The organism is Luteolibacter ambystomatis (assembly GCF_018137965.1).
Classification (GTDB): Bacteria; Verrucomicrobiota; Verrucomicrobiia; order Verrucomicrobiales; family Akkermansiaceae; genus Luteolibacter; species Luteolibacter ambystomatis.
Window position 1 is genome coordinate 4,459,673 of the sequence record NZ_CP073100.1, and the last position, 22,030, is coordinate 4,481,702.

At 61.4% G+C, this 22,030-nt stretch carries 18 protein-coding genes; 8 read left to right on the plus strand and 10 right to left on the minus strand.

The features are described from left to right. Nucleotides 1-30 precede the first annotated feature (30 nt). Entirely contained in the window at nucleotides 31-5,655 is a 5,625-nt protein-coding gene (locus KBB96_RS17205) for a CotH kinase family protein (protein ID WP_211630728.1), read from the plus strand. 20 nt (nucleotides 5,656-5,675) lie between these two features. Here KBB96_RS17205 and KBB96_RS17210 read toward each other — a convergent pair whose 3' ends face one another. Next, nucleotides 5,676-6,119 (minus strand): pyridoxamine 5'-phosphate oxidase family protein, encoded by a 444-nt coding sequence (locus KBB96_RS17210; RefSeq protein WP_211630729.1) that lies wholly within the window; start codon nucleotides 6,117-6,119, stop codon nucleotides 5,676-5,678. 94 nt (nucleotides 6,120-6,213) lie between these two features. Between KBB96_RS17210 and KBB96_RS17215 the strand changes: the two genes are divergently transcribed. Both KBB96_RS17215 and KBB96_RS17220 read left to right on the plus strand, forming a co-directional pair. Beyond that, nucleotides 6,214-6,687 (plus strand): hypothetical protein, encoded by a 474-nt coding sequence (locus KBB96_RS17215; protein WP_211630730.1) that lies wholly within the window; start codon nucleotides 6,214-6,216, stop codon nucleotides 6,685-6,687. Between the two features lie 153 nt (nucleotides 6,688-6,840). Beyond that, complete coding sequence (locus KBB96_RS17220; protein ID WP_211630731.1) at nucleotides 6,841-7,290, plus strand: hypothetical protein; 450 nt, start codon at nucleotides 6,841-6,843, stop codon at nucleotides 7,288-7,290. A gap of 71 nt (nucleotides 7,291-7,361) precedes the next feature. On the opposite strand, the gene KBB96_RS17225 is transcribed toward KBB96_RS17220, so the two are convergent. After that, complete coding sequence (locus KBB96_RS17225; RefSeq protein ID WP_211630732.1) at nucleotides 7,362-8,195, minus strand: hypothetical protein; 834 nt, start codon at nucleotides 8,193-8,195, stop codon at nucleotides 7,362-7,364. A 151-nt stretch (nucleotides 8,196-8,346) separates the two neighbouring features. On the opposite strand from KBB96_RS17225, the gene KBB96_RS17230 reads away from it, so the two are divergent. The 4 genes from KBB96_RS17230 (at nucleotide 8,347) to KBB96_RS17245 (ending at nucleotide 11,980) form a co-directional block, all read left to right on the plus strand. Then, nucleotides 8,347-9,204 carry an ABC transporter ATP-binding protein gene (locus tag KBB96_RS17230; RefSeq protein WP_211630733.1) on the plus strand — a complete coding sequence of 286 codons (858 nt, stop codon included), beginning with the start codon at nucleotides 8,347-8,349 and terminating at the stop codon, nucleotides 9,202-9,204. Further along, the gene (locus KBB96_RS17235) at nucleotides 9,201-10,124 is read left to right on the plus strand and encodes an ABC transporter permease subunit (protein ID WP_211630734.1); all 924 of its coding nucleotides are present in this window, start codon (nucleotides 9,201-9,203) and stop codon (nucleotides 10,122-10,124) included. The genes KBB96_RS17230 and KBB96_RS17235 overlap by 4 nt, the downstream gene beginning before the upstream one ends. Nucleotides 10,125-10,128: 4 nt before the next feature. Next, nucleotides 10,129-11,145, plus strand: a complete 1,017-nt coding sequence (locus KBB96_RS17240) for a hypothetical protein (protein ID WP_211630735.1) — start codon at nucleotides 10,129-10,131, stop codon at nucleotides 11,143-11,145. Between the two features lie 112 nt (nucleotides 11,146-11,257). Continuing rightward, nucleotides 11,258-11,980: a metallophosphoesterase family protein gene (locus KBB96_RS17245; RefSeq protein ID WP_211630736.1), complete on the plus strand. Its 723-nt coding sequence runs from the start codon at nucleotides 11,258-11,260 to the stop codon at nucleotides 11,978-11,980. 3 nt (nucleotides 11,981-11,983) lie between these two features. On the opposite strand, the gene KBB96_RS17250 is transcribed toward KBB96_RS17245, so the two are convergent. The 8 genes from KBB96_RS17250 to KBB96_RS17285 form a co-directional block, all read right to left on the minus strand. Continuing rightward, a complete protein-coding gene (locus KBB96_RS17250) occupies nucleotides 11,984-13,033 on the minus strand; it encodes a Gfo/Idh/MocA family protein (RefSeq protein WP_211630737.1) in 1,050 nt (349 codons plus the stop codon). Nucleotides 13,034-13,185: 152 nt separating this feature from the next. Beyond that, nucleotides 13,186-13,593, minus strand: coding sequence for a VOC family protein (locus KBB96_RS17255; protein WP_211630738.1), 408 nt, complete (start codon nucleotides 13,591-13,593; stop codon nucleotides 13,186-13,188). Next, complete coding sequence (locus KBB96_RS17260) at nucleotides 13,590-14,000, minus strand: (deoxy)nucleoside triphosphate pyrophosphohydrolase (protein ID WP_211630739.1); 411 nt, start codon at nucleotides 13,998-14,000, stop codon at nucleotides 13,590-13,592. Before KBB96_RS17260 ends, KBB96_RS17255 begins: the two co-directional genes overlap by 4 nt. Next, entirely contained in the window at nucleotides 13,997-14,800 is an 804-nt protein-coding gene (locus KBB96_RS17265) for an ABC transporter ATP-binding protein (protein ID WP_211630740.1), read from the minus strand. Before KBB96_RS17265 ends, KBB96_RS17260 begins: the two co-directional genes overlap by 4 nt. Before the next feature lie 110 nt (nucleotides 14,801-14,910). Next, entirely contained in the window at nucleotides 14,911-15,810 is a 900-nt protein-coding gene (argF, locus tag KBB96_RS17270) for an ornithine carbamoyltransferase (protein ID WP_211630741.1), read from the minus strand. A gap of 20 nt (nucleotides 15,811-15,830) precedes the next feature. Next, nucleotides 15,831-17,081, minus strand: a complete 1,251-nt coding sequence (locus KBB96_RS17275; protein ID WP_211630742.1) for an aspartate aminotransferase family protein — start codon at nucleotides 17,079-17,081, stop codon at nucleotides 15,831-15,833. 62 nt (nucleotides 17,082-17,143) lie between these two features. Continuing rightward, a complete protein-coding gene (locus KBB96_RS17280) occupies nucleotides 17,144-18,019 on the minus strand; it encodes a DMT family transporter (RefSeq protein ID WP_211630743.1) in 876 nt (291 codons plus the stop codon). 314 nt (nucleotides 18,020-18,333) lie between these two features. Then, complete coding sequence (locus KBB96_RS17285; RefSeq protein ID WP_345779473.1) at nucleotides 18,334-18,759, minus strand: hypothetical protein; 426 nt, start codon at nucleotides 18,757-18,759, stop codon at nucleotides 18,334-18,336. 426 nt (nucleotides 18,760-19,185) lie between these two features. On the opposite strand from KBB96_RS17285, the gene KBB96_RS17290 reads away from it, so the two are divergent. After that, a complete protein-coding gene (locus KBB96_RS17290; protein ID WP_211630745.1) occupies nucleotides 19,186-21,921 on the plus strand; it encodes a hypothetical protein in 2,736 nt (911 codons plus the stop codon). Nucleotides 21,922-22,030: the final 109 nt, after the last annotated feature.

A 22,030-nucleotide genomic window follows, 5' to 3' on the forward strand; every position in this document is an offset into this window, starting at 1 on the left:
GAAAACCCCGTTCCGTCTTCATTGCATTGCATGAAAACCCACCCCCTCGCGGGCCTCGCCTGCTTTGTCATCGCATCGTCATGTCTGGATGCCACTCCTGTCACCGTTGGTGATCCTTCCTTCGAAGGCAACTCGCTGACCGCGGGCAGCTACACGAACAACATCGGACCGGAGTGGACCGGCACGAACGGCCAGAATGCCGGTAGCGCCTTTGAAGAATACATCACCGGTTTTGCATCGAGTGGGACGGACCACCTGGGAATGGAATTGAACTATGACGTCTGGCAGGATCTGGGCGTCACCTATCAGGCGAACACCCGATATACGCTGACCGTGGGATGTGGCAATCGCTCCGGCTCGACCCAGCCCGGCAACCAGACCGAGTACCACCTCGCGGACTCCACCGGCGGCATTCACGCCACCGGCCTTTTCAATGCCTCCACGATTCCGGTGATGACCTTCGCGGATGCTCCCGCGCTGGTATTCGACACGCCGAACGATCCGTCCTCGGTTGGGAAGACGATCCGCATTCTGCTCCGTTCGCGGGGTAGCGGTCGCTCTCATTTCGACAACATCCGCCTGGATGCGCAGTCCTTGATTCCGGTCGGTGGCGCGACCGTCACCAACGATGCCGCGAGCGCGATCACCTCCACGACCGCCACCCTGAATGGCACCGTGACGGTCATCGGCAATGATGCTCCGGCGATCACGATCTTCTGGGGCCCGCAGAACGGCGGCATCACTCCGGCCAACTGGGCTCACTCCGTGACGCTGCCGGGAACTTGGAGCGGCACGTTTTCCACGAATCTCTCCGGACTCACCCGCGGCACGAACTATTTCTACGCCGCGAGGGCTACCAACAGCGCCGGGGATTCATGGGCGCAGCCGTCCGGCAGCTTCGAGACCTCCGTGCTGCCAGCCACCGTGGCGAACATCGCGGCGACCGACATCACGCCTGCCTCGGCCACTGTCGGCGCGCAGGTCACGGACACCGGCGGCGAACCACCCGCCGTCACGATCTACTACGGAACCACGGATGGCGGCACGACCGTGGGTGCGTGGTCGAACTCGGTATCGCTTGGAGCGGTGGGCACATCGGCCACGACCAGTCTCAGCGGGCTCTCCCAGTCTTCGACGATTTATTTCCGGACCTTCTCCCAGAACTCAGGTGGCGACTCCTGGGCTCCGGCTTCCTCCAGCTTCAACACTCCCACTATTACGGCTCCGGTGGTCGTCAATGACGGCACGGATGGCATCACCGGCACCACCGCGACCGTGCGAGGGAAGATCACATCCACCGGCGGCAGCGCGCCAACGGTGACCTTGTTTTATGGTACGAGCGATGGTGGCACGATGCCGGGTTCATGGACCAGTTCCGCGAACCTTGGCACGCAGAGTGGGGATTTCTCGAAGTTCCTGACCGCGCTCAATCCTTCCACGACCTATTATTTCCGTTTCCGGGCGGTCAATTCAGCTGGCACGGCGTGGTCCGCGGACGCGGGCACCTTTGCGACCATCGCCGCGATCTCAGCCACACCCGTGATCAATGAATTCCACTACAAGGCTGCGGACGATACCAGTCTCGAGGAGTTCATCGAACTCTACAACCCCAGCGACTCCGCGGTGGATATCTCCGGCTGGACGCTTTCTTCCGCCGTCACGTTCACCTTCCCCGGTGGTTCGGTGATTCCAGCCGGTGGTTATTTCGTGGCGTGCCAGGACCCAGCCACGATGCTATCGAAATACGGCGTTACCGCGGCCGGCCCGTGGAGCGGCAATCTGAACTCCTCTGGTGAGAAGATCGTCCTGAAGAATGGCGCCACCACCATCGATAGCGTGGATTACGGTGTCGGCTTTCCATGGCCGACTGGAGCCGCCGGTGGCGGCAGCTCCGCCGAACTCATCAATGCCGGCCTCGACAATGATCTGGGGGGCTCATGGCGTTCTTCCGGAGCCACCGCGACCAATCCCGCGACATACGTGGCTGCTGCCTCGGCAGGATGGAAATACAAGAAGGGAACGGCGGAAGCCTCAAACCCGGTGGAGGCGTGGCGCGACACCGCCTATGGCGATGCCTCGTGGCTGACCGGCACCGCGGCTTTCGGCTATGCGGGAGGTTATACATTCGGCACCACGCTCAGCGATATGAAGGGCACCGGCGCCAGCAACTACAGCACCGTTTATCTCCGGAAATCCTTCACGGTCACCCAAGTCCCGCAACAGCTCTTGTTGCGACTGAAATACGATGATGGCTGCATCGTCTGGATCAACGGGCACGAGGTTGCCCGCAAGAACGTTGCCGCGGGTCAACTCGCCTACACCGCCGTGGCATCCGCGGATCATACCGCATCCACGTTCGAAGAAGTCGTGGTGGACAACGCCGATGACATTCTCGTCGGAGGCACGAACGTCATCGCCATCCAGGCGCTGAACCTCACCAAAAACAGTTCGGACTTCTTCATCGACGCGGAGGTGAAGGACGTTCCCGCTGCTGCTCCGGTGCCGACGCCCGGGGCGAAAAATTCTGTGTATCAGGCGATGAATCTGGTGCCGCCGCAGATCCGCCAGGTGGCCCACAGCCCGGTCCAGCCGGTGACCAGTCAGCCGGTCACTGTCACCGCCCGCATCACGGACGCCGATGGCATGGGTGCCGTTTCATTGGCCTATCAGACGGTCGATCCCGGCAGCTACATCCGCGCCACCGATGCTGCCTATTCCACCGGTTGGACCAGTGTGACGATGTATGACGATGGAACCCACGGTGACGTGACCGTCGGCGACTCCATCTACACGGCGGTTGTGCCGGGTACCGTTCAGACAAACCGGCGGCTGGTACGTTACAAGATCACCTTCGCTGACGCACTGGGTAACACTGCGACGGTGCCGTATGCGGACGATGAGCAGAAGAACTTCGCCTACTTCGTCTATGATGGCACGCCTGCCTGGCAGGGAGCCTTCCGCCCTGGAAGCACGGCCATTCAGACTTTCTCTCCATCGGTGCTGAACACCGTGCCGGTTTACACCATGGTCGCGAACGGCACGGATGTGATCAACTGCCAGTACAATTCGGGCTACGACGAGACGCGTTTCCTCGGCACGTTCGTTTACGACGGCGTGGTGTATGACAACATCCAGTTCCGCAACCGTGGCGAAGCCTCGACCTACGTCTCGGGCAAGAACAAGTGGCGCTTCTACTTTAACCGTGCCCGCGATCTGGTGGCGAAGAACAATCTCGGCCAGCCCTATGCGGAAACCTGGGGATCGTTCTCCGCGAATGCCTGCGCCTCGCCGTGGTGCGCGGTTCACCGGGGTATGGCGGGCGTGGAGGAATCGGTTTCCTTCAAGGCCTTCCAGCTCGCCGGCGTGCCCTCGCCGAACACCCACTATTACCAGTTCCGCATTGTCCGCGGAGCGAATGAAACACCCACCGCCGGAACCACGGTGGCCGACCCGATCGGCACTGCTGACGGCCAGTATGCCGGAGACTTCTGGGGGCTCTACATGGCCATCGAGCAGATCGACGGCTCGTTCCTCGACGAGCGCGGGCTTGCGGACGGCAACGTCTACAAGATCGAGAACAGCGCTGGCGACAAGAAACACCAGGCCCCCGGCCAGTCGGTGGACTCCTCGGATTGGAACACCTTCCGCGACACCGGTGCCAGCACCCAGACCGAAGCCTGGTGGCGCGCCAACATGGACGTGAACAACTACTACACGTTCCATGCCATCAACCGCCTGATCGGCAACGTGGACCTGCGCGGCGGTTACAACCACTACTACTACCATCGTAGCACCGACAACCGCTGGTTGGCCATTCCATGGGACGTGGACATGATGTTCATCCCGAAACGCCACTGGCAGACGACCATCAACGGCACCGCATACAATGGCGTGATTGCGGCTCACAAGGCGCTGGTGGATACTCCGGCTCTTGCGCTCGAGTTCCGCAACCGCGCCCGCGAAATCCTTGATCTGATGGCCTCGGACGGCACCCCGAACGGCGGCCAGATCGGGCAGCTCATCGACGAGTTCAGCCAGATCGTCAATCCGACGGGTGCGCCGCTCACCATCGCTGATGCGGATGCCGCGATGTGGAACATGCATCCACGCACCCAAGGCACGGACGGCAACCACAGCGGCCAGACCAACCACAAGGGCAACTTCTACTATTCGCCCTTTTCGGACAGCCGCATGGGAGGCAGCTGGACGCGCTGGCTGAAGAGTTCCTCTTACACCGGGGTCGCCGAGCATGAGGACCTGATGAATTACCTTCGCGACTATTCCTCCAACACCTGGCCGTCCGGCACTTGGGCGGTCAACAATGGCGATCAGCGCGGTTATGGTTATCAATACCTCGCCTCTGAAGCGGCTGATGCTGCGGCTCCAAACAAACCGGTGATCACCTATACCGGAGCAGGTGGATATCCTTTGGATGGGTTGTCGTTCTCCGCCTCCGCTTTCAGTAGTCCCGGTGCGGGGACATACATCGGCACCCAGTGGCGCATCGCGGAGATCTCCGCACCGGGCATTGCAGGTTATACGGTGGGCACGTCGCGCAAGTATGAGATCCAGGCTACTTGGACGCTCTCCAACACCGGCACGATGGTGCAGGTGCCTGCCAGCGCACTCAGTTCTGGCAAGACCTATCGTGCTCGTGTCCGCTATGTTGACAGCACCGGCAGGACGAGTTCGTGGTCGAATCCGGTTCAATTTGGCGCCACGCCATCCACCAGCACTCTGGTTCATTACTGGAACTTCAATAACAGCACTTCTTTGGTTACTCTGGTGGCTCCCACCAAGGGCAATGGCACGTTGACTGTCCAACCGGGTTCCGGAGGAGCATATGTGGCGGATACGGGCAATGGGTTTGCAGCCAGTTCGACTGGTGATCCGGCTTCAACCCATCTGCGTCTGAATAATCCGATCGGCTCCGCTCTCGTTTTTAACCTGCCAACTACCGGCTATAGCAACATCCAGGCATCCATCGATGCTCGTCGCTCATCGCCCGGCACCGCCGCGGAGCTCGAAACTTGGAGCTATACTACGGACGGCGCCAACTACACTCAGATGGCAGTCGTCAGCGTGAACGCCTCAAATCCCGTGGCCATTCCGCTCGACCTCCGAGGGATTCCGGGAGCCAACAACAACCCGAATTTCGGGTTGAAGGTGGTGGTCAGCCAAGGCACCGGAGGCACGGCGGGCAACCATCGCTTCGACAACTTCACACTTACCGGCAATCCCATCCCTGGCACCTACGCGAGTTGGATCCAGACCGCTTTCAGCACGACTGATCAGGCGAGCACCGCCATATCCGGTCCCAATGCCGATGCGGACGGTGACGGGCGCTCGAACTTCATGGAGTTCGCCTTGGCCTCATCCCCCAAGGTGAAGGATCTCGCCGATGTGAAATTCGCATGGAGCACCAGTAGCCCCAACCGCTATCCCGCGCTCCGTTTCAAGCGCCTGGAAGGAATTTCCGGTGTCCTTTATGAACTCCGAGCCAGCAGTGATTTTGTCAGTTGGACGACCGTCTCCACCACTCCGGTCAGCGCGACCTCACTTGGCGGCGGCATTGAGGAAATTGTCATCCGCGATACCCAGACGGATGCCCTGCCGAAGCGCTTTCTGCGACTGCGGATCACCCAGGTGCCATAGCCTCCCTAGGCGCTCTGTGATCACAGTGGAACCTCGTGATACTCGAGCGCCCACTCGCGCATGAACCGCACCCGCTCCGGGATCATCCGGTAGATGACCAGTGCCGGATTGTCCGGGGTGCCAAGGTAGGCGCGCAGGAGCGGGTTTTTCTCCCAGATCACGGCGAGCAGGGCGGCGTCAGTCTCGATCACCGCCCGGGCCGTGATGCGGACTTGGTCGTGGTGTTCATCGAGATAGCATAGCTCCACCCGCGGATTGGCCGAGATTTCGGCCGTTTTGTGGTAGTTGCGCAGATTTGCCACCCACACGACGAAGCCCTCCACGCGTACCGGTGATACGGGGCGCAGCCGCGGTTGCCCGGCGTCGTCAGTGGCCAGCATCGGGAACTTTGCCATCTTCATCGCCGCCATCGCCAGTTCGGGCAGGTGTTGCGGATCGATGGGTGCGGGCTGGGGCTTCGCCATGATCGCCACACTCGCCGGACCGGACTCATCTTTCAACACCGCATCGCATCACCGCGATCTTGATCCGGACGAACCTTCCTGATGGGATACGCTCATGAAAAAGGCCCTTCCGGCATGTTTCGTCCTGCTCACGGTCACCTTGGTCCAAGCCGAGGAACGTCCGACATTTTATCCCTTTGATGTGACCCTCGGGGGCGTGAAGGCGGAGATGAAGCCCGGTAACACACTCTTTGCCGAGGTGCCGAAGCCCGTCACCGACGATGCCGTGCTCGCCCTCGACCATGAGGTGCCCATGCTCATCGTGAACGCTTTCCCCTGCAAGGAGGACGGCAGTGTCGAGGAAACCCAGGCAGTGGGCATCCTCTACGCCCAGAAGGTGAAGCAGGTGAAGCTGGATGCCACCATGGATAAGAAGAAGCTGCCGCCCGGCAACTACCTCGCCAACGTCGTGGCGGATGGAAAAACCTCCCGTATCGTCTTCACCGTGGCTCCCGCGGAATCCAAGGTGAAGACGGATTTCTCGAAAGTCCTCGGTTTTCTGAAAAAGAAAGCAGGCTTGGACAAATGACATGGGAAACCTCATCCGGGGCGGGAATCGGACATGATCTGTCAGATATCCGTGGTGGGATGAGAGTAAATATGTTACGACATTACGGGATACATGATTGCGTGATGGTCCGAACGTTGGGATCGGCTAGGATGACGGCCTCCCCCCACCCGCATGAAATCCTTCCAACCATCCGCGGCCACCAAGCCGCGCGGCATTACGCTGGTCGAATTGACCGTCGTTTTGTGCGTTCTTGTGACCCTCCTGGCGGTCACCTTCATCGCTGCCAGCGTTTGGCGCAGAGGCTCCGAGCGAGCCCAGTGCATCATGACCCTCTATCACGTCCAGCTCGCCGTGCGGTCGTACCAAAACCTCAGCGGTGCCGAGCCCGGAGCCCATCCGGCTGTCGCCTATGGCACCTATGACATCGGTCGGCATCTTTTGGAAAAGGGATACATCGGCAGCGATCTCTACAGCGCGATCACCGGTCAAAGGTCCTGCCAGGGAGGTGGCACCTACGAGCGGACTGCTGCGGACATGTTCCCGAAAATCGGGGAACTCTACATGGAATGCTCGCTGGCTACCAACGGCAACCACCTCCCGGACGCGCACAACGCATGGTGAGATCATGCCGGGAACGAAGCGGGCGCGGATGAACCATCCGCGCCCGCTTGTCTGAAGAAATTGGCGTCCGCTTACTTCAGCGTCGCGGTCACTTCCGGCTTCGACTCCATTTTGATACCTTCCACACCTTTGAGGGTGGCTTCGATTTCTTCCGGAGTCTGCGGATTGGCCTTCTGGAGCTTCTTGAAGGCGGTGGGATCCTTCATGAGCTTGCCAAAGTCCATCTCCATCAGGGTGATGGTGCCGCCGCTGTTGTAGGTGGCGTCGGTTTTGGCGATGCCGTCGTCCGCGGTGAGACGCACGGAGATCTTCATGTCCGCAAACATCTGCTTCATCATGGCCTCCTGCTGGGCGGCCTGCGGATCTTCCTCTTCCTCCTTGGAGTCATCCCCTTCCTTCTTCGCTTTCGGATCGGGTTTCGGCATGTGGATGGTCAGGTTGCCGCTGGCATAGGTGAAGGTGATCGGGTCGGACTTTTTGGCCTTGTCCTCCTCTTCCTCGCCGTCCGCGCCGGGCGGTTTCATGCTTTCGGTCGCGTCACCGGGATCGAATTTCACCTTGTTGATATCCGCGAACTTGTAGGTCACGCGGTAGCCATCGCGGTCGCCGAGTTTGACTTTCTCGACCTTGTCGAAGGTCACACCTTCTCCCAGCGCGGCCGCCTTCTTCTTGCCCTTCTCTTCGGAGAACATCTCCGCCATCGGGTCCTTGCCCTTGTCGGCGCCTTCACCGCCGAGAGCGGACATCTGGGCCATCATGGTCTTCATCTGTTCGCCGAAGGAGGTTTCCTCGACGATCGTGCCGCTGCCATCCTTCTTCAGGTGGATCACGGTTTCGGACTGGAAGCAGCTCGTGAGGGTCAGAGCGCCGACCGTGGCGAGCAGAGGCAGAATTTGTTTTTTCATGTTTTCGGGGTTCAGCGTTCGATGCTGGGTGGAGTTGTTGGAAAGCTCAAGTACGCTTCCGTTGAAAAACTGTCGCCGTTTCCACCTGACCGGACATGAAAAATGCCCGTTGCCACGCCCGCCACCATCCATATCGTCTGGCACCGTCCGCATGGAATCCGTCCCCGCCGTTGAAATCCGAGACCTCGTGAAGGACTTCAAAACGTCCTTCCGCCGTGCCCCGTTGCGCGCGGTCGACCGCGTCTCGCTGGTGATCCAGCCGGGGGAGGTTTACGGCCTGATCGGCCCGAACGGGTCTGGGAAATCGACTACCATGAAGGCGCTGCTCGGGTTGGTCGCTCCTACTTCGGGCCGTTGCGCGATCTTCGGGAAAGACTCGCTCAAGGTCGATTCCCGCGACGATGTCGGCTTTCTCCCGGAAAATCCCTATTTCTACAAGCATCTCACCGGTACCGAGACTCTATCCTTCTACGGCAAGCTCTGCGGCCTCCGTGGCAGGATACTCAAGGACCGTGTGGCCGAATTGCTGGAACTGGTGGATTTGAAGGAGGCGCGCGACCGCCGCATCGCCGGCTATTCGAAGGGGATGCTCCAGCGCATCGGCCTGGCCCAGGCGCTGGTGCAGGAGCCGCGGCTTGTGATTCTCGATGAACCGACCGCCGGGGTGGATCCGATCGGCTCACGCCAGATCCGGGATCTGATCCTGAAGCTTCGGGACAAAGGCATCACCGTTTTCCTCTGCTCGCACTTGCTGGAGCAGGTCCAGGAGGTCTGCGACCACGTCGGCATTATTTTCCGCGGCAAGATGGTGAAGGAAGGCCATCTCGAAGACCTCATTGCCATCGAGGACCAGACCGAAATCGTCCTCCGCGACGCTTCTCCCGAGTTGGTCGCCGAGATCCAGGCGCTGGTGAAGCGCTCCGGCCGCACCGAATGGCTGCGCTCCGGCAAGCCGAAGACCACCCTCGAGCGCCTCTTCCTGCGCGAAACCTCCGGCGACGAACCATGACCCACGCCCCCACCCGGAAACATCCGCTCGCCCGCCCCCGCCGCATCGCGGTGATCGCCGGGCATGCCTTCACGCAACTGGTGCGGATGAAGGTGTTCTACTTTCTCGCGATCTTCGCGCTCATCGCCATCGCCAGCAATTTCTTCGACCTGCCCCAGCACGAAGGTCCGGAGGCAATGGGAGCCAAGGGCCTCGACATCCTGCGCCTGATCAAGAGCTGGTCGCTGGGTGCCATGACCTTGTTTTCCGTGGTTTTCGGCATCGTCTCGACAGCCCTGCTGCTGCCGAAGGACGTGGAGGACCGCACGCTCTATACCATCCTCGCCAAGCCGGTGCCGCGGATCGACTACCTGATTGGCAAGCTTGGCGGGGTGCTGCTCCTGCTTGCCGTTTCCCTGGGTCTGATGGACCTGCTGATGACCGGCATGCTCCACATCCGCATGAACATCGTGCTCGAGGTGCAGAAGGCCATGGCGGATTCCTACGGTTGGGATCAGGCGGCCCGTGACTCGCTCACCCGTGACACGCTTCTCCAAGGTCCCACCTGGAGCCTGCAGGGTGCGGTGGCCGCGGTCTTTCTCCGCTCCGCGGTGATGGCGGCCGTGGCGCTCCTGATCTCCACCTTCTCCAGCAGCACGCTTTTCACTGCGGTGGTGAGTTTCCTCGTCTATTTCATCGGTCATTTCCAAGGGGATGTCCTCGGAGGCGGGGACAGCGGTCAGTCGGCCATGGCGCGCTACCTCGGGCAGGCTGTGGCGATGGTGTTTCCGGATTTCCAGCTCTTCAACGTCATCGATGCCGTCATCCAAGGGAAAATGATGGAAATCGCCCAATTCGGGAAACTGGTGTGGGCGGCTCTTTATTACATTGGTGTGTACGTCTTCGGATCTTGGTTCGTCTTTTCCGACAAGGAGTTCTGATCCCGTGAACCGCCCGCTCAAATACTGTCTCCTCGCCGCCGGCCTCCTCGCCGCCGGAGGGCTGCGCGCGACCTGGGAGCAGCCGATGACCCGCGAATTCCGCGCGGCGGGCCTGCTGTCGTCACCGGTCGGCATCGATACCCGGGACCGCATCGGCCAGACCAGCAGCGCGGTGGCGCTGGGCGGCCTGCGCACGCTGGTCGCCACCTTTCTGAACATCAGATCCTTCACCTATTTCAGCGAAAAGCGCTGGGGTGACGTGGCGGACACCTATGACCTGATTGTCGATCTCGCGCCCAATACCATCCAGTATTGGGACATGGGCAGTTGGCACATGGCCTACAATGCCGCTGGCGATTACCGGACCAATTCCGATCTCCCGGCTGCCCGCCGCAGGGAGGCGTGGCAGGAATGGATCAAACGCGGCGAAGCCTTCCTCCGCCGCGGTATCCGCAACAATCCGGACGATTGGCAGCTCCCCGCCGCCTTGGGCCGCATTTGTTCCGCCCCCGACAAACTGCGCGAATATCCGGAGGCGGTGGAGGCTTTCCGTGCCTCGGCGGACACCGGCAAGGCTCTGCCCTATGTGCGCCGGCTGCAACTTTACTCGCTCGCCCGCTGTTCGGGACGGGAGGCGGAGGCTCTGGAAATGGCACGCGGGATGTACGCCAGCCCGCGCAACCGCACCACCACCATGGTCGCCATCCTTTTTGCCCTGGAGCAAAAGGTCTCCCCTTCCACGAATCCAACCGCTCGCGCCATCGAACTCTTCGAAGGCGACAAGGCGGCTTATGACGGATTGAGCCTCTACTGGTTGAGGGAAAACGAGCGCTTCCCCGTCGATGGCGTGGCCTCCGCCCTGAAGGGATTGGAGACGAAATTCGCCATCCCGGAGGCCAAGAGCATTTTCCGGAAGATCGGCCGGCGCAATGAAGGCCCGGAAGATTGGTTCAAGAGTGACACCGAGCTTTTCAAGGAGGAGTTGAGCGACCGCCTGGGAATCCCCTCCCGGAAGAAATGACCGCCTTTCCCCATCCGTAACCATTTCCTGAACTTCCTGACCACAATGCGGGTTTGACTCGACACTGGCGCGCCCAACGGAGCACCTTACCCGCCCACCTGCGATTGCTGACATGCGGATAGCCCTATTCGGTGACATACATGCCAACCTCGAGGCCCTGGATGCCGTTCTTGCCGACGCCGCAGCCCAGGGAGTGACGGACTATGTCTGCATGGGAGATGTCGTTGGTTACAATGCCGATCCCGCCGCCTGCCTGGAGAAGGTGAAAGCCATGGATTGCCCCACCGTGAAGGGCAACCACGACGAGGACGCCTCCGGCACCCACTCGCTTGATGCCATGAACCCGGTGGCCGCCGCCGCCCTGCAGTGGACCCGCGAACATCTTTCCGATGAGCAGCGCCAATGGCTGCGCCGCCTGCGCATGGTCCGCCAGGTTGCCGATTTCACCGTCGTCCACAGCACCCTCGACCAGCCTGCGAACTGGAACTACGTGACCAACCGCTTCGATGCGATGGCCAACTTTTCCTACCAGTTCACCCAGGTCTGCTTCCATGGCCACACCCACGTGCCGCGGGTGTACATGAAGACCGACAAGGTTCAGGAAGTCGCCGCCGACTCGGTGGTGATCGAGGACGGGGCGAAGTATTTCATCAATGTCGGCTCCGTGGGTCAGCCCCGCGATGGCGACTGGCGTGCCGCCTACGCGATCTACGATCTGGAGCACAAGCTGGTGGTCATCCGTCGCGTGGAGTATGACATCGCCACCACCCAGCGGAAGATCCTCGAAGCGGGCCTCCCCGAGATGCTCGCCGAGCGCATCGCCGAAGGACGGTGACCGTCAGATGACGGTCAACTTCCGCTCCACCCGCGAGCGGGCTTCGGCCAGCCATTGGTCGAGCACTGCGGCATTGCCCAGCGAATCGTCCAGTGGCATTGCGGAGACCTCACGCTCGCCCGCCCGCACCGCCGCCGCGAACGCATCCGCTTCGTAGGTATAAAGCGACCGGTCGGGAGTGATGGCGATTTCCTCCGGTTTGGTCGCCCCCGGCTTGAACACGAAGATCCGCGAGGGCTCCAGATGGCGGTTCACGATATAGGGTGAGGGAATCCACAGCCATCCCTCGGAGCCATAGATGCGGACGGCATTCTCCTGTCCCAGCCCGATGGCGCACGAAACCTGCCCGAGCATCCCGTTTGGGAACACCAGACTCGCCACCGCCTGCACGTCCACGCCGGACTCCGGGTGGAACACCGCGGAGCCGTGGACTTCCACTGGATCGAGGAACGGCAGTCCCTCCACCGCTCCGGCCACCAGCCTCGCCCACGAAACGGGGTAGCCACCCACGTCAAGAATGCCTCCACCGCCCAGTGCCTTGTTCCAAAGCCGGCCGCCGGGCGAAAACGGGGCATCAAACCCGAAGGTGGCATGAACCAACCCCACCTTTCCGATCGAGCCCCGCCGGATCAACTCCAGCACCCGCTGGGTCTGCGGATGGCAGCGGTACATGTAGGCCTCCATGACCACCACACCCCACGACTTCGCCTCCGTGATGATCCCGGCCGTGTCCTCATAGGTCATCGTCAGCGGCTTCTCGCACAACACATGCTTGCCCGCGCGGATCGCGCGCAGCGCCCATTCGGCATGCTGGGGATGGGGCGTGGCGATGTACACCGCCTGCACCGTGGGATCATCGATCAACTCCTCGTAGGAGCCGTAAAAGTCCGGGATGTCGAAGGCAGCGGCGAATTCCTCCGCCTTGTGTCGGTCACGGCTCGCCACGGCGGCGACCCTGCCGGTTTTGGATGACTCCAGGGCCTTGGCGAACACCACCGCGATCCGCCCGGTCGAGAGAATGCCCCAGCGGAGCCTGCTGTCATCATCACTCATCTTCCGGAGTTTTCGTTCCGGATCGGCCCGAGGTCAATCCGGCGGTGTTTCTTCACGTAGCTGAAGTGGTAACACTTCAGGCTGGGTGGATACCCGAAGTTTCCAACGCCTTCGATCTACCTGTGGTCAAGATTGCCAGGTCTTGGAATCCCTCAGGGCAGATTCAGTTGCCAGGACACGCCGAAACGATCCTCCACCCACGCGAACTTGGTACTAAATCCGTAGTTGTCCGGCGGCATGAGGAATTTTCCTTCCGCGGAAAGCGCGCTGCAATACCCGTCCAGCTCATCCTCTTCCACGCAGGAGACGTAAAATGAGAATGATGGAGTGAAGGTGAAATCATGTACCGGCGGACTGTCCGTACACATCACCTGCTGCCCGTTCAGGGAAAATGTGGCGATCTTCACCGATCCCTCGGCTCCCGGTTCACCCGCTCCCCATCGCTGGATCTCCTCGATCCGGGCACCCGCGAACAATGAAACATAGAACTCCATCGCTTCCTCCGCCTTGCCGGTGAACATCAGGAACGGAGTGACCGAGGTATCGTGACGCTTCGTCATGATCCTTGATCGTCTGGAACGCGCTTCGTGGCAATCCATTCTGCAAGGATCGGTCCGTCCGCCGCCGCCCATTCGAGGCGATGACAGCTCGCCGCATCCACCCATTCCAGCGCATCGTGCTCGTGCGGATGGAGATCCCCGGAAGCAATGCGGCAGAGGAAAGGAATCAGGCGGATCAGGCCACGACCGTAGTCCCACACCACCGGTGTGAGTCCGCTTTCGATTGCCACCGTGATACCGAGTTCTTCCTGAAGCTCACGGATCAATGCCGCCGCGGCGTCTTCTTCCGGCTCAACCTTGCCTCCTGGGAATTCCCACAAGCCACCAAGGTGCTTGCCTGGCGGACGACGGCATGCGAGCACGCGGCCCGCATCATCCCGGATCAATCCACAGACGACTTCAATCATGGCGGTGGGGAGGCGGGACCGACGTGGCAGAAACCACCGCTCCAACGAACCTTGAGCGGCAGGCCGTAGAGTTCCGAGAGTACTTTGGACGCGAGCACCTGCTTCGGCGCGCCGTCGGCGAAGATGCGGCCGTCCTTCAACAGGATCACGCGCGTGGTTTCCGGCGGGATCTCGGACGGATGGTGCGTCACCCACAGCACGCCATGGCCGCTGCGGATGAGTTCACGGACGATTTCGATGAATGCGAACGAAGACGGGAAATCAAGTGCCGTGGTCGGCTCATCCAGCAGCAGCGCCTGGGGCTCATGCACCAGCGCGCGGGCGAGCAGGAAGCGCCTGCGCTGTCCTGAAGAGAGCGTGCCATAGTCGCGCTTCGCCAGATCCAGCACGCCTGCCTTCTGCATGGCGGCAGCGGCACGCGCGCGCTCCTGTTTGGAAAAACGCATCCAGCGCGTCACGCCAAACGCTCCGCGCAGGGAGGACAACACCACTCCTTCCGCTGGTTCTTCCGGATCGAAACGCTGGGCTTCTTCCGGAGCCACCAGACCGAGTTTGTGACGCAGATCCTCCAGCGACCACAGGTCCTCGCCGAACAACCGTGCGACCGTGCCCGGCTCGGCAGCGGCACGGAGTTCACCCGTGATCAGTTTGATCAGCGTGCTCTTCCCCGCGCCGTTCGGCCCGAGGATCGCCACACTCTCGTCATCGCGGACCGTGAGCGCGAAATCGTGGAACACACGATTGTCCCCGCGCCAGACATCGGCATGGCGGAGTTCGAGCAAGGGATGTTCGGCGTTCATGTATACAACCATCCTTTCGTGCGAAGATTGGGACCGCAGATAACGCTGATTTAAATTGAATCTCTTCAATCTGCGTCATCTGTGAAATCTGCGGTCAAATCTGCACCGGATCAGCGCTTTTTCGCCAAAGCCACCAGGATCGCCTTCTGGGCGTGCAGGCGGTTTTCCGCTTCCTGGAAGATCACGTCGGCGTGTTTTTCCAACACCTCCTCGGTGATCTCCTTGCCACGATAGGCGGGCAGACAGTGGAGCACGATGTGATCCGGCGCGGCGTTCTCCAAGAGGGCGGCGTTTACTTGGAACGGGCCGAAAGCCTCCTCCTTGTCCTTCTGGTCTTCCTGCCCCATCGAGAGCCACACGTCCGTGTTGATGACATGCGCGCCTTTTGCGGCTGCCGCCGGATCGGTGGTGACGGTGACATTCGGAGCATCAAGCTTCGCGAGGAATTCCGCAGGCGGCTGATAGGAAGCAGGCGCGGCCACGGCGAGTTCGAAGCCGAGGTGCTTTGCCGCCCACATCCATGAGATCGTCATGTTCGAGAAGCCGTCACCGATGAAGGCGATTTTCCTGCCCTCCCACGTGCCGAGTCGTTCGACCACCGTCAACAGGTCCGCGAGGATCTGGCACGGATGCTCGTCATCCGTGAGCGCGTTGATCGTCGGGATGCCGGAGTATTCCGCGAAGTCCACCACGTCCTGCTGGGCGAAGGTCCGGATGATACAGCCGTGAACCATCCGGCCGAGCACGCGGGCGGTGTCCTTGATCGGCTCCCCGCGTCCGAGCTGGATGTCGTTCTTCGAAAGGAACATCGGGAAGCCACCGAGCTCGCGGATGCCGACCTCGAATGAAACCCGCGTCCGCGTGGAGGATTTGGTGAAAATCATCGCCCACGTCTGGCCCGCGAGCGGTTGGCCTTCGCGGCCTCGCTGGGCTTTCAAATGAGCGGCGGAGTCGAGCAGCCAGGTAATGTCCTTGGCGGTGAGTTCTTCGATGGAAAGGAGATGGTTCATGATATTTGCACGAACAGATGTTAGAGAGAGGAGAGGACTTCGTGGATGATGGCGAGTGCTTCATCCACTTCGGCATCGGTGACATTGAGCGGCGGTAGCAAGCGGAAGCAGGCCGGACCCGCGGGCGGAACCAGCAGGCCCTTTTCCATCAGCTTCGTCACGATGACGAGAGCCGCGGTCTTGCCTTCCGGCACTTCGATCATGGAAGCATCGAGTGCGATGCCAAGCAGGAGACCCTTGCCGCGGACTTCGGTGATGACCGGCAGATCCCATGCGGTGATGATGCCGCGGATCCGCTGCTCCTGCCGCCGCGCGTTATGAGCGAGATTCTTTTCCGTGATCTCATCAAGCACGGCGAGCGAGGCCGCGCAGACGAGCGGATTGCCACCATAGGTGGAACCATGCGAGCCGGGACCCATCAGCGAGGACAGCGATGGTCCTTCATCGCCGATGATGCGATCTGAAATCCAGAAGGCTCCGATCGGCACGCCACCGCCCATGCCCTTCGCCCACGAGATGCCATCGGGCTTGAGGTCATAGGAAATCGTCCGCCATGCGCATGAATCACCACAACGCCCGAAGCCGGTCTGCACTTCATCGAAGAACAGCAGCAGGTCGTGCTGCTTGCACAGCTTGGCGATGGCGGAGAGGAATTCGGTCGTCGCGACATTCACGCCACCCTCACCCTGGATCGGCTCCAGCAGGATCGCCACGGTTTCCGAAGAGATCGCTTCTTCCAATGCCATGATGTCGTTGAATGGCACGTGCTTGAAGCCGGGCAGCATCGGATCGAAGCCCTCCTTCACCTTGTCCTGGCCGGTGGCGGCGATGCCGCCGAGCGTCCGGCCGTGGAAGGATTGGTTGAAGGTGATCACCTCGTAGCGGGGCGAGCCATCGGCCTGCGGGCGCTTGTGGCCGAACCTCCGGGCGGTTTTCACCAGACCGTCGTTCGCTTCCGCGCCGGAGTTCGAGAAGAACACCTTGCCCGGCAGGCCCACATGATCCTCCACAATCGCCCGGGCCAGCTCGGCCTGCTGGGGGATCTGATAGAGGTTTGAGACATGCAGCAGCATGCCAGCCTGCTCGCGGATGGCGGCGGTCAGCCGCGGGTGGGCATGGCCCAGCGAGCACACGGCGATGCCGGTGCAGAAATCGAGGTAGGACTTGCCGGTGTCATCCCACAGGCGCGCTCCTTCCCCGCGGACGGGCACCAGCGGGAAGCGGCCGTAGGTGGGAAGGACGAACTGTTGGAATGTCTCAGGAGTGGTCATTGGAAGGGGCGGAGGCTAACGGGGTTATGGAAAATGGCAAACCGTGATTGATGGCGGTTTTTTCAGCGGGCGGCGACCACCCGCCAGGTGGCGAGCAGGGTCAGGGCGGCCCCGCCCAGTTCGGGCAGGTGGAAGGTTTCACGGAAAAAGGCGAAGCCGCCCACGGCGGTCACCAGTGGCAGGGTCATCTGCATGGCCGATCCACGGGAGACGGGCAGGGCTTGGTATGCCTTGGTCATCAGGAGTTGGGCGAAACACACAACGGTGGCCGCAGCGATCAGCCCGATCCACGCCAGCGGCGGCAGGGAGGGCACTTTTGTCACCGCAGGCACGGATGCCAGCAGACCGTAGAAGGCTTGAGAGGCGTAGATCGTCGCCGGATGTTCCTCATGCCGCAGCCGCCGGATCACCACCACCACCCAGCCGGCCGCGACGGCACCGAAGAGGCCGAGGAGATCGTAGGGCGAGGGATGCAGGAGTTTGCCGTCACCGCCGAGGAAAAGCAGCAGGCCGAGAAAGGCCAACCCCATCCACAGGATCGCGGCGCGGGTGATGGTTTCCTTCAGCCACAGCGCGGCGATGATCGTGGCGAAGGCGGGATAGGTGAGATTGAGCACCACCGCCCGCGCCGCGCCGAGTTTGGTCACGCTGATGTAGAACGCGAGAATGCCGATGGCCCCCACCACGCCCCGGATCATGACCAGCCGGCTGCCGATCAGCCGCCGCGGGTTGAAGCCCCGGCCGGAACCGTAGAGCGCGGCCACGATGATCAGTCCGCACACGCCGCGGAACAGCGATGCGAGCCAGCCATCCGCCGCCGGCACGTGCGTGGACACGCCGCGGATGATGAGGGTATTCGCGGAAAACAGCAGTACGGACAGCAGCATCAGCAGGATGCCGCGCCGGTCGGTGAGGGAGGCGTCGGGTGGATCGGTCATGGCGGTTTCGGAAAATCCGAAACGGCATCGCCGGGAAGGAAAAGTGGGGCCCGATGTTCAGCGCGTCCCCGGAATCCTGCCTGGTGAGGCGCGTTCCGGAGAGGGTCGGGCGGTTCCCGTCATCACACTCCGTGCGCCATCATACGCCATGCCGGAATAGCGGCGTGGCGTTTGGCTCGGAGTCGGGCGACAAGAATCACGCCGCTCGTCTGGCAGGATCACGGCGCGGCGTCAAGCCGTACGTAGTTCCTCCTTCAGGAGGGCGGGGTGGACTGCGCTGCTCCCCGCAGTGGCAAAACCATCCAAGCCCGCGTTCAATCATCCCACCCCTTTCCATAGTCGAGAATCGGATACGCTTTCCAGGTTCGAGTCGCCTCATCGCGACCCACCTCATCGAGATATCCGATGGCGCTCGAAAACGGCCAGTCGTCCCACTTCTCCACGTGGCCGTGCTTCACCGGATTGTGATGGATATAGTTGATGGTCGCCCAGAAATGACCCTCGCCACGCATCGCCCGATCTGCAACACCATGCCAGATCTTTCGGCCCCGGGCGTTTTCTTCACGATTCCATTCGAATGAGGTTCTTCCGTGGAGTCTCGCGAGCTCCGCGACCACCGGCTTTACCTCTTCTGCCCTGACCAAAACGTGGTAGTGATTCGGCAGCACGCACCAGGCCGCGGGAGCATGATTTGTATTCGTTTCGATGGCCTCCACCAGACGCTGGGAAAAATCCCCCATGCGTTCCGCAGAGCAGCCAATCCAATACTGATGCTCGTAGCAGCTTCCGGTCAGATGATAGTGGAGTGTTCTTTGTTCGAAATGGGGTGGGCGATGCCATGGGCGTTTCAGCCTTTTCCGTTGGAGCAAAAACAGCTTCCGGAGTTCCGGTGTTAGGGAGCGCCAAGCGTAGGACATCGGCATTATTCTACGAAATCACATGTCCATCGCAAGAGAGGGCTCATTTGCCCTTGCCACCGCTGGGAACAGAGTACTCCTCCCCACCCTCCTGAAGGAGGAACTACGTACGAAGAAGGACGAAAGAATCACGCCTGTCCGGCTGTCTTCTTCTGCGTTATGTTCCGCTTGTCTGCCTTCGTATCCTTGATTCCCTGTATCGCGACAGCGTTACCCCCGGCAACCTACCGACCCGAGCGCGATTGGCTTGTGCAACCGCAGGGCTTCAAGGCGTCCGTTTCCAAGAACGAGGAACGCAGCGAGGTCACGCTTTCGAATGGCCTGATCCGCCGGACCTTCCAAATCGCTCCCGGTTTCGCCACCACCGCCTTCGAGCTGACCGCCACCGGCGAGTCTCTCATTCGCGCCGTGCGTCCGGAAGGTGCCGTCACTCTGGATGGCCGCCGCTATGACATCGGCGGCCTCTCCGGCCAGCCGAACCAGGCCTTTTTCACCGAGGCATGGCTGAAGGATCTCAAGCCCGCGCCGGATGCCCTGCGGTTCATCGGGATGTCCACCGGCGTGCCCGTGGCTCCGTTCGCTTGGAAGCAGGTTCGCCATCATGCTCCGGATGCCACTTGGCCGCCGAAGGGTGCTGCGGTGAAGTTCGACTTCGAAGTTCCCACATCCGCCGTCGCTGCCGAAGGCCCTCGCAAGGTGCTGTGGCAGGATCGCTTCACGACGAAGCTTGATCCCGCATGGAAGGTTACGCGCTCGAATGCCGCGGAGCGGGTCAGTTTCGAAAACGAGGGCAAGGCCGGTGAGATCTACGCGCCCGCCAACGTTCATTGCTTCGCCGACCGTGCATTGCCTGCGGATGCGGAGGTGATCGAGGTCGGCATCGATGCAGGCACGGATACCGGTACAAGCTGGGGTCCTGGCCTCGGATTGGTGTTTGAGGACCGCGTGGTGAAAGTGAATCTCCGCCCCGGAGATCGAGGCGAACACGGCCAGTTCGAACTCCGTGATAGTGGTGAGGAAAGGTTGGCGAAGGTTGCGGCCTTTGCCGCCAAGGACGGTGGACTTTCCACCGATCAACCGTATCGCCTGCGCGCGCGCCTCGATGCCACCGTGATCCATTGGGAGGCGTCCTTGGATCGTGAGCCTCTCGCGTGGCAGCCGTTGTTCGATTCGTCACGCCCGGCGGGTGCGCCCAAAGCCGTCCGCGTCGGCAAGACCGACCGCAAGGGCGGAGCAAGCGACGAAGCTCCCAACGGCGAATGGAGTCGCAGCCACATCACCGGCGTCACCGTTTTCGGGGCCGCCGAGGCCAAGCCCGCTTCACCCGGGACGAAGCCCGCGCTCATCGTGTCCGTCCACTACGAGATCTACGATGGCATTCCACTGCTGGTGAAATGGATCACCGTTTCCAATCAAGGCACGAAGCCGGTGAGGCTGGACAAGCTGAACGCCGAGACGCTGGCATTGGTGGAGTCACGCAATCATGCCGATATCCAGGATGAAGCCGCGATGACGCAGCCGCAGTCGCTGCGCGTGGAAACGGACATGACCTTCGGCAGCTTCGATGCGGAGCAGGCGAACAGCCACATCGTCCGCATCGGTTCGGATCCCACTTACAAGACGCAGGTGAATTACGAGCTGAAGGAGAAGTGCCTGCTGACCGTCGAGCCGGTTCGCGGTCCGTCCCAGGACATCGCGCCCGGAACCACCTTCGAATCGTTCCGTGTGTTCGAGCTCGGCATGGACTCGACCGATCGCGAGCGCAGCAGCCTGGCCTACCGCAAGATGATGCGGACCATCGCCCCATGGACGACGGAGAATCCGCTGATGATGCACATGCGCGATGCGAATCCGGACAAGGTCCGCGCCGCCATCGACCAATGCGCGGAGGTGGGCTTCGAGATGCTGATCCTTTCCTTCGGCTCGGGCTTCAATGCCGAGAACAATGATCCCGCCTACCTCGCGACCTGGAAGCAGGTGGCGGATTACGGAAAGTCGAAGGGCATCGAGCTCGGGTGCTACTCGCTCTACGCCTCTCGCAGTGTGGGCGGTGGGAATGACATGGTGCCGCCGAAGGACAAGAAACTCCAGTTCGGGAACTGCCCGGCGGTCACCAGCCCGTGGGGCCAATCCTATCTCGCCAAGCTGGAGAACCTGTTTCCCGCCACCGGTTTCATGGTCTTCGAGCATGACGGACCGTATCCCGGCGATGTCGATGTCACGCCGCGCCCGCCGCTGCAGCGCGGTGCGGACGATTCCCAGTGGGTGCATTGGCGGATCTGGTCGGACTTTTACAAGGGGCTGCGGGAAAAGGGAGTGTTCATCAATGCGCCGGATTACTACTATGCCGTTGGTAGTAACAAGTGCGGCATGGGCTACCGGGAAACGAACTGGTCGTTGCCGCGCGCGCAGCAGCTCATCCACACCCGCCAGAACATTTTCGATGGCACGTGGGAGAAGACGCCGTCGATGGGCTGGATGTTCGTGCCCCTGAGCGTCTATCACGGTGGTGGCGCTGCCGCGACCATCGAGCCGCTGGACGAACACATCGACCACTACGAGGCGATGATGCTGGGCAATCTCGCCGCCGGGGTGCAGGCTTGCTATCGCGGCCCCCGCCTCTACGACACGCCGCGCGTGCGCGACATGGTCCGTAAGAACGTGACGTGGTTCAAAGCCAACCGCGACCTGCTGGAAAGCGATGTGCTGCACCTGCGCCGCGCCAATGGGCGGACACTGGACGGCCTGCTCCATGTGAATCCCGCGCTGCCCACGCAGGCACTGCTCGCGGTCTTCAATCCCACCGACCACGAGATTACCGAGACCTGGAACATTCCGCTCTACTACGCCGGGATTGCGGGTGATGTGGTCGCAAAGTCGGACGGCAAGGAACAAAGCCTGAAGGCGGATCGGTTCTGCCGGATTCAACAGGAACTCAAGGTTCCCGCGGGAGGATTCCGTTGGATTACCTATGCGAGAAAGTAGCACAAGCATTCCTGCTTGTGATTGGGAGCGGTGGACCGCGGAGGGACGCTTGAGCTTCACTCCCGAGGTCCACCCCACCCATGCGCAAGTTGAAAACTTGCGCTGCTTT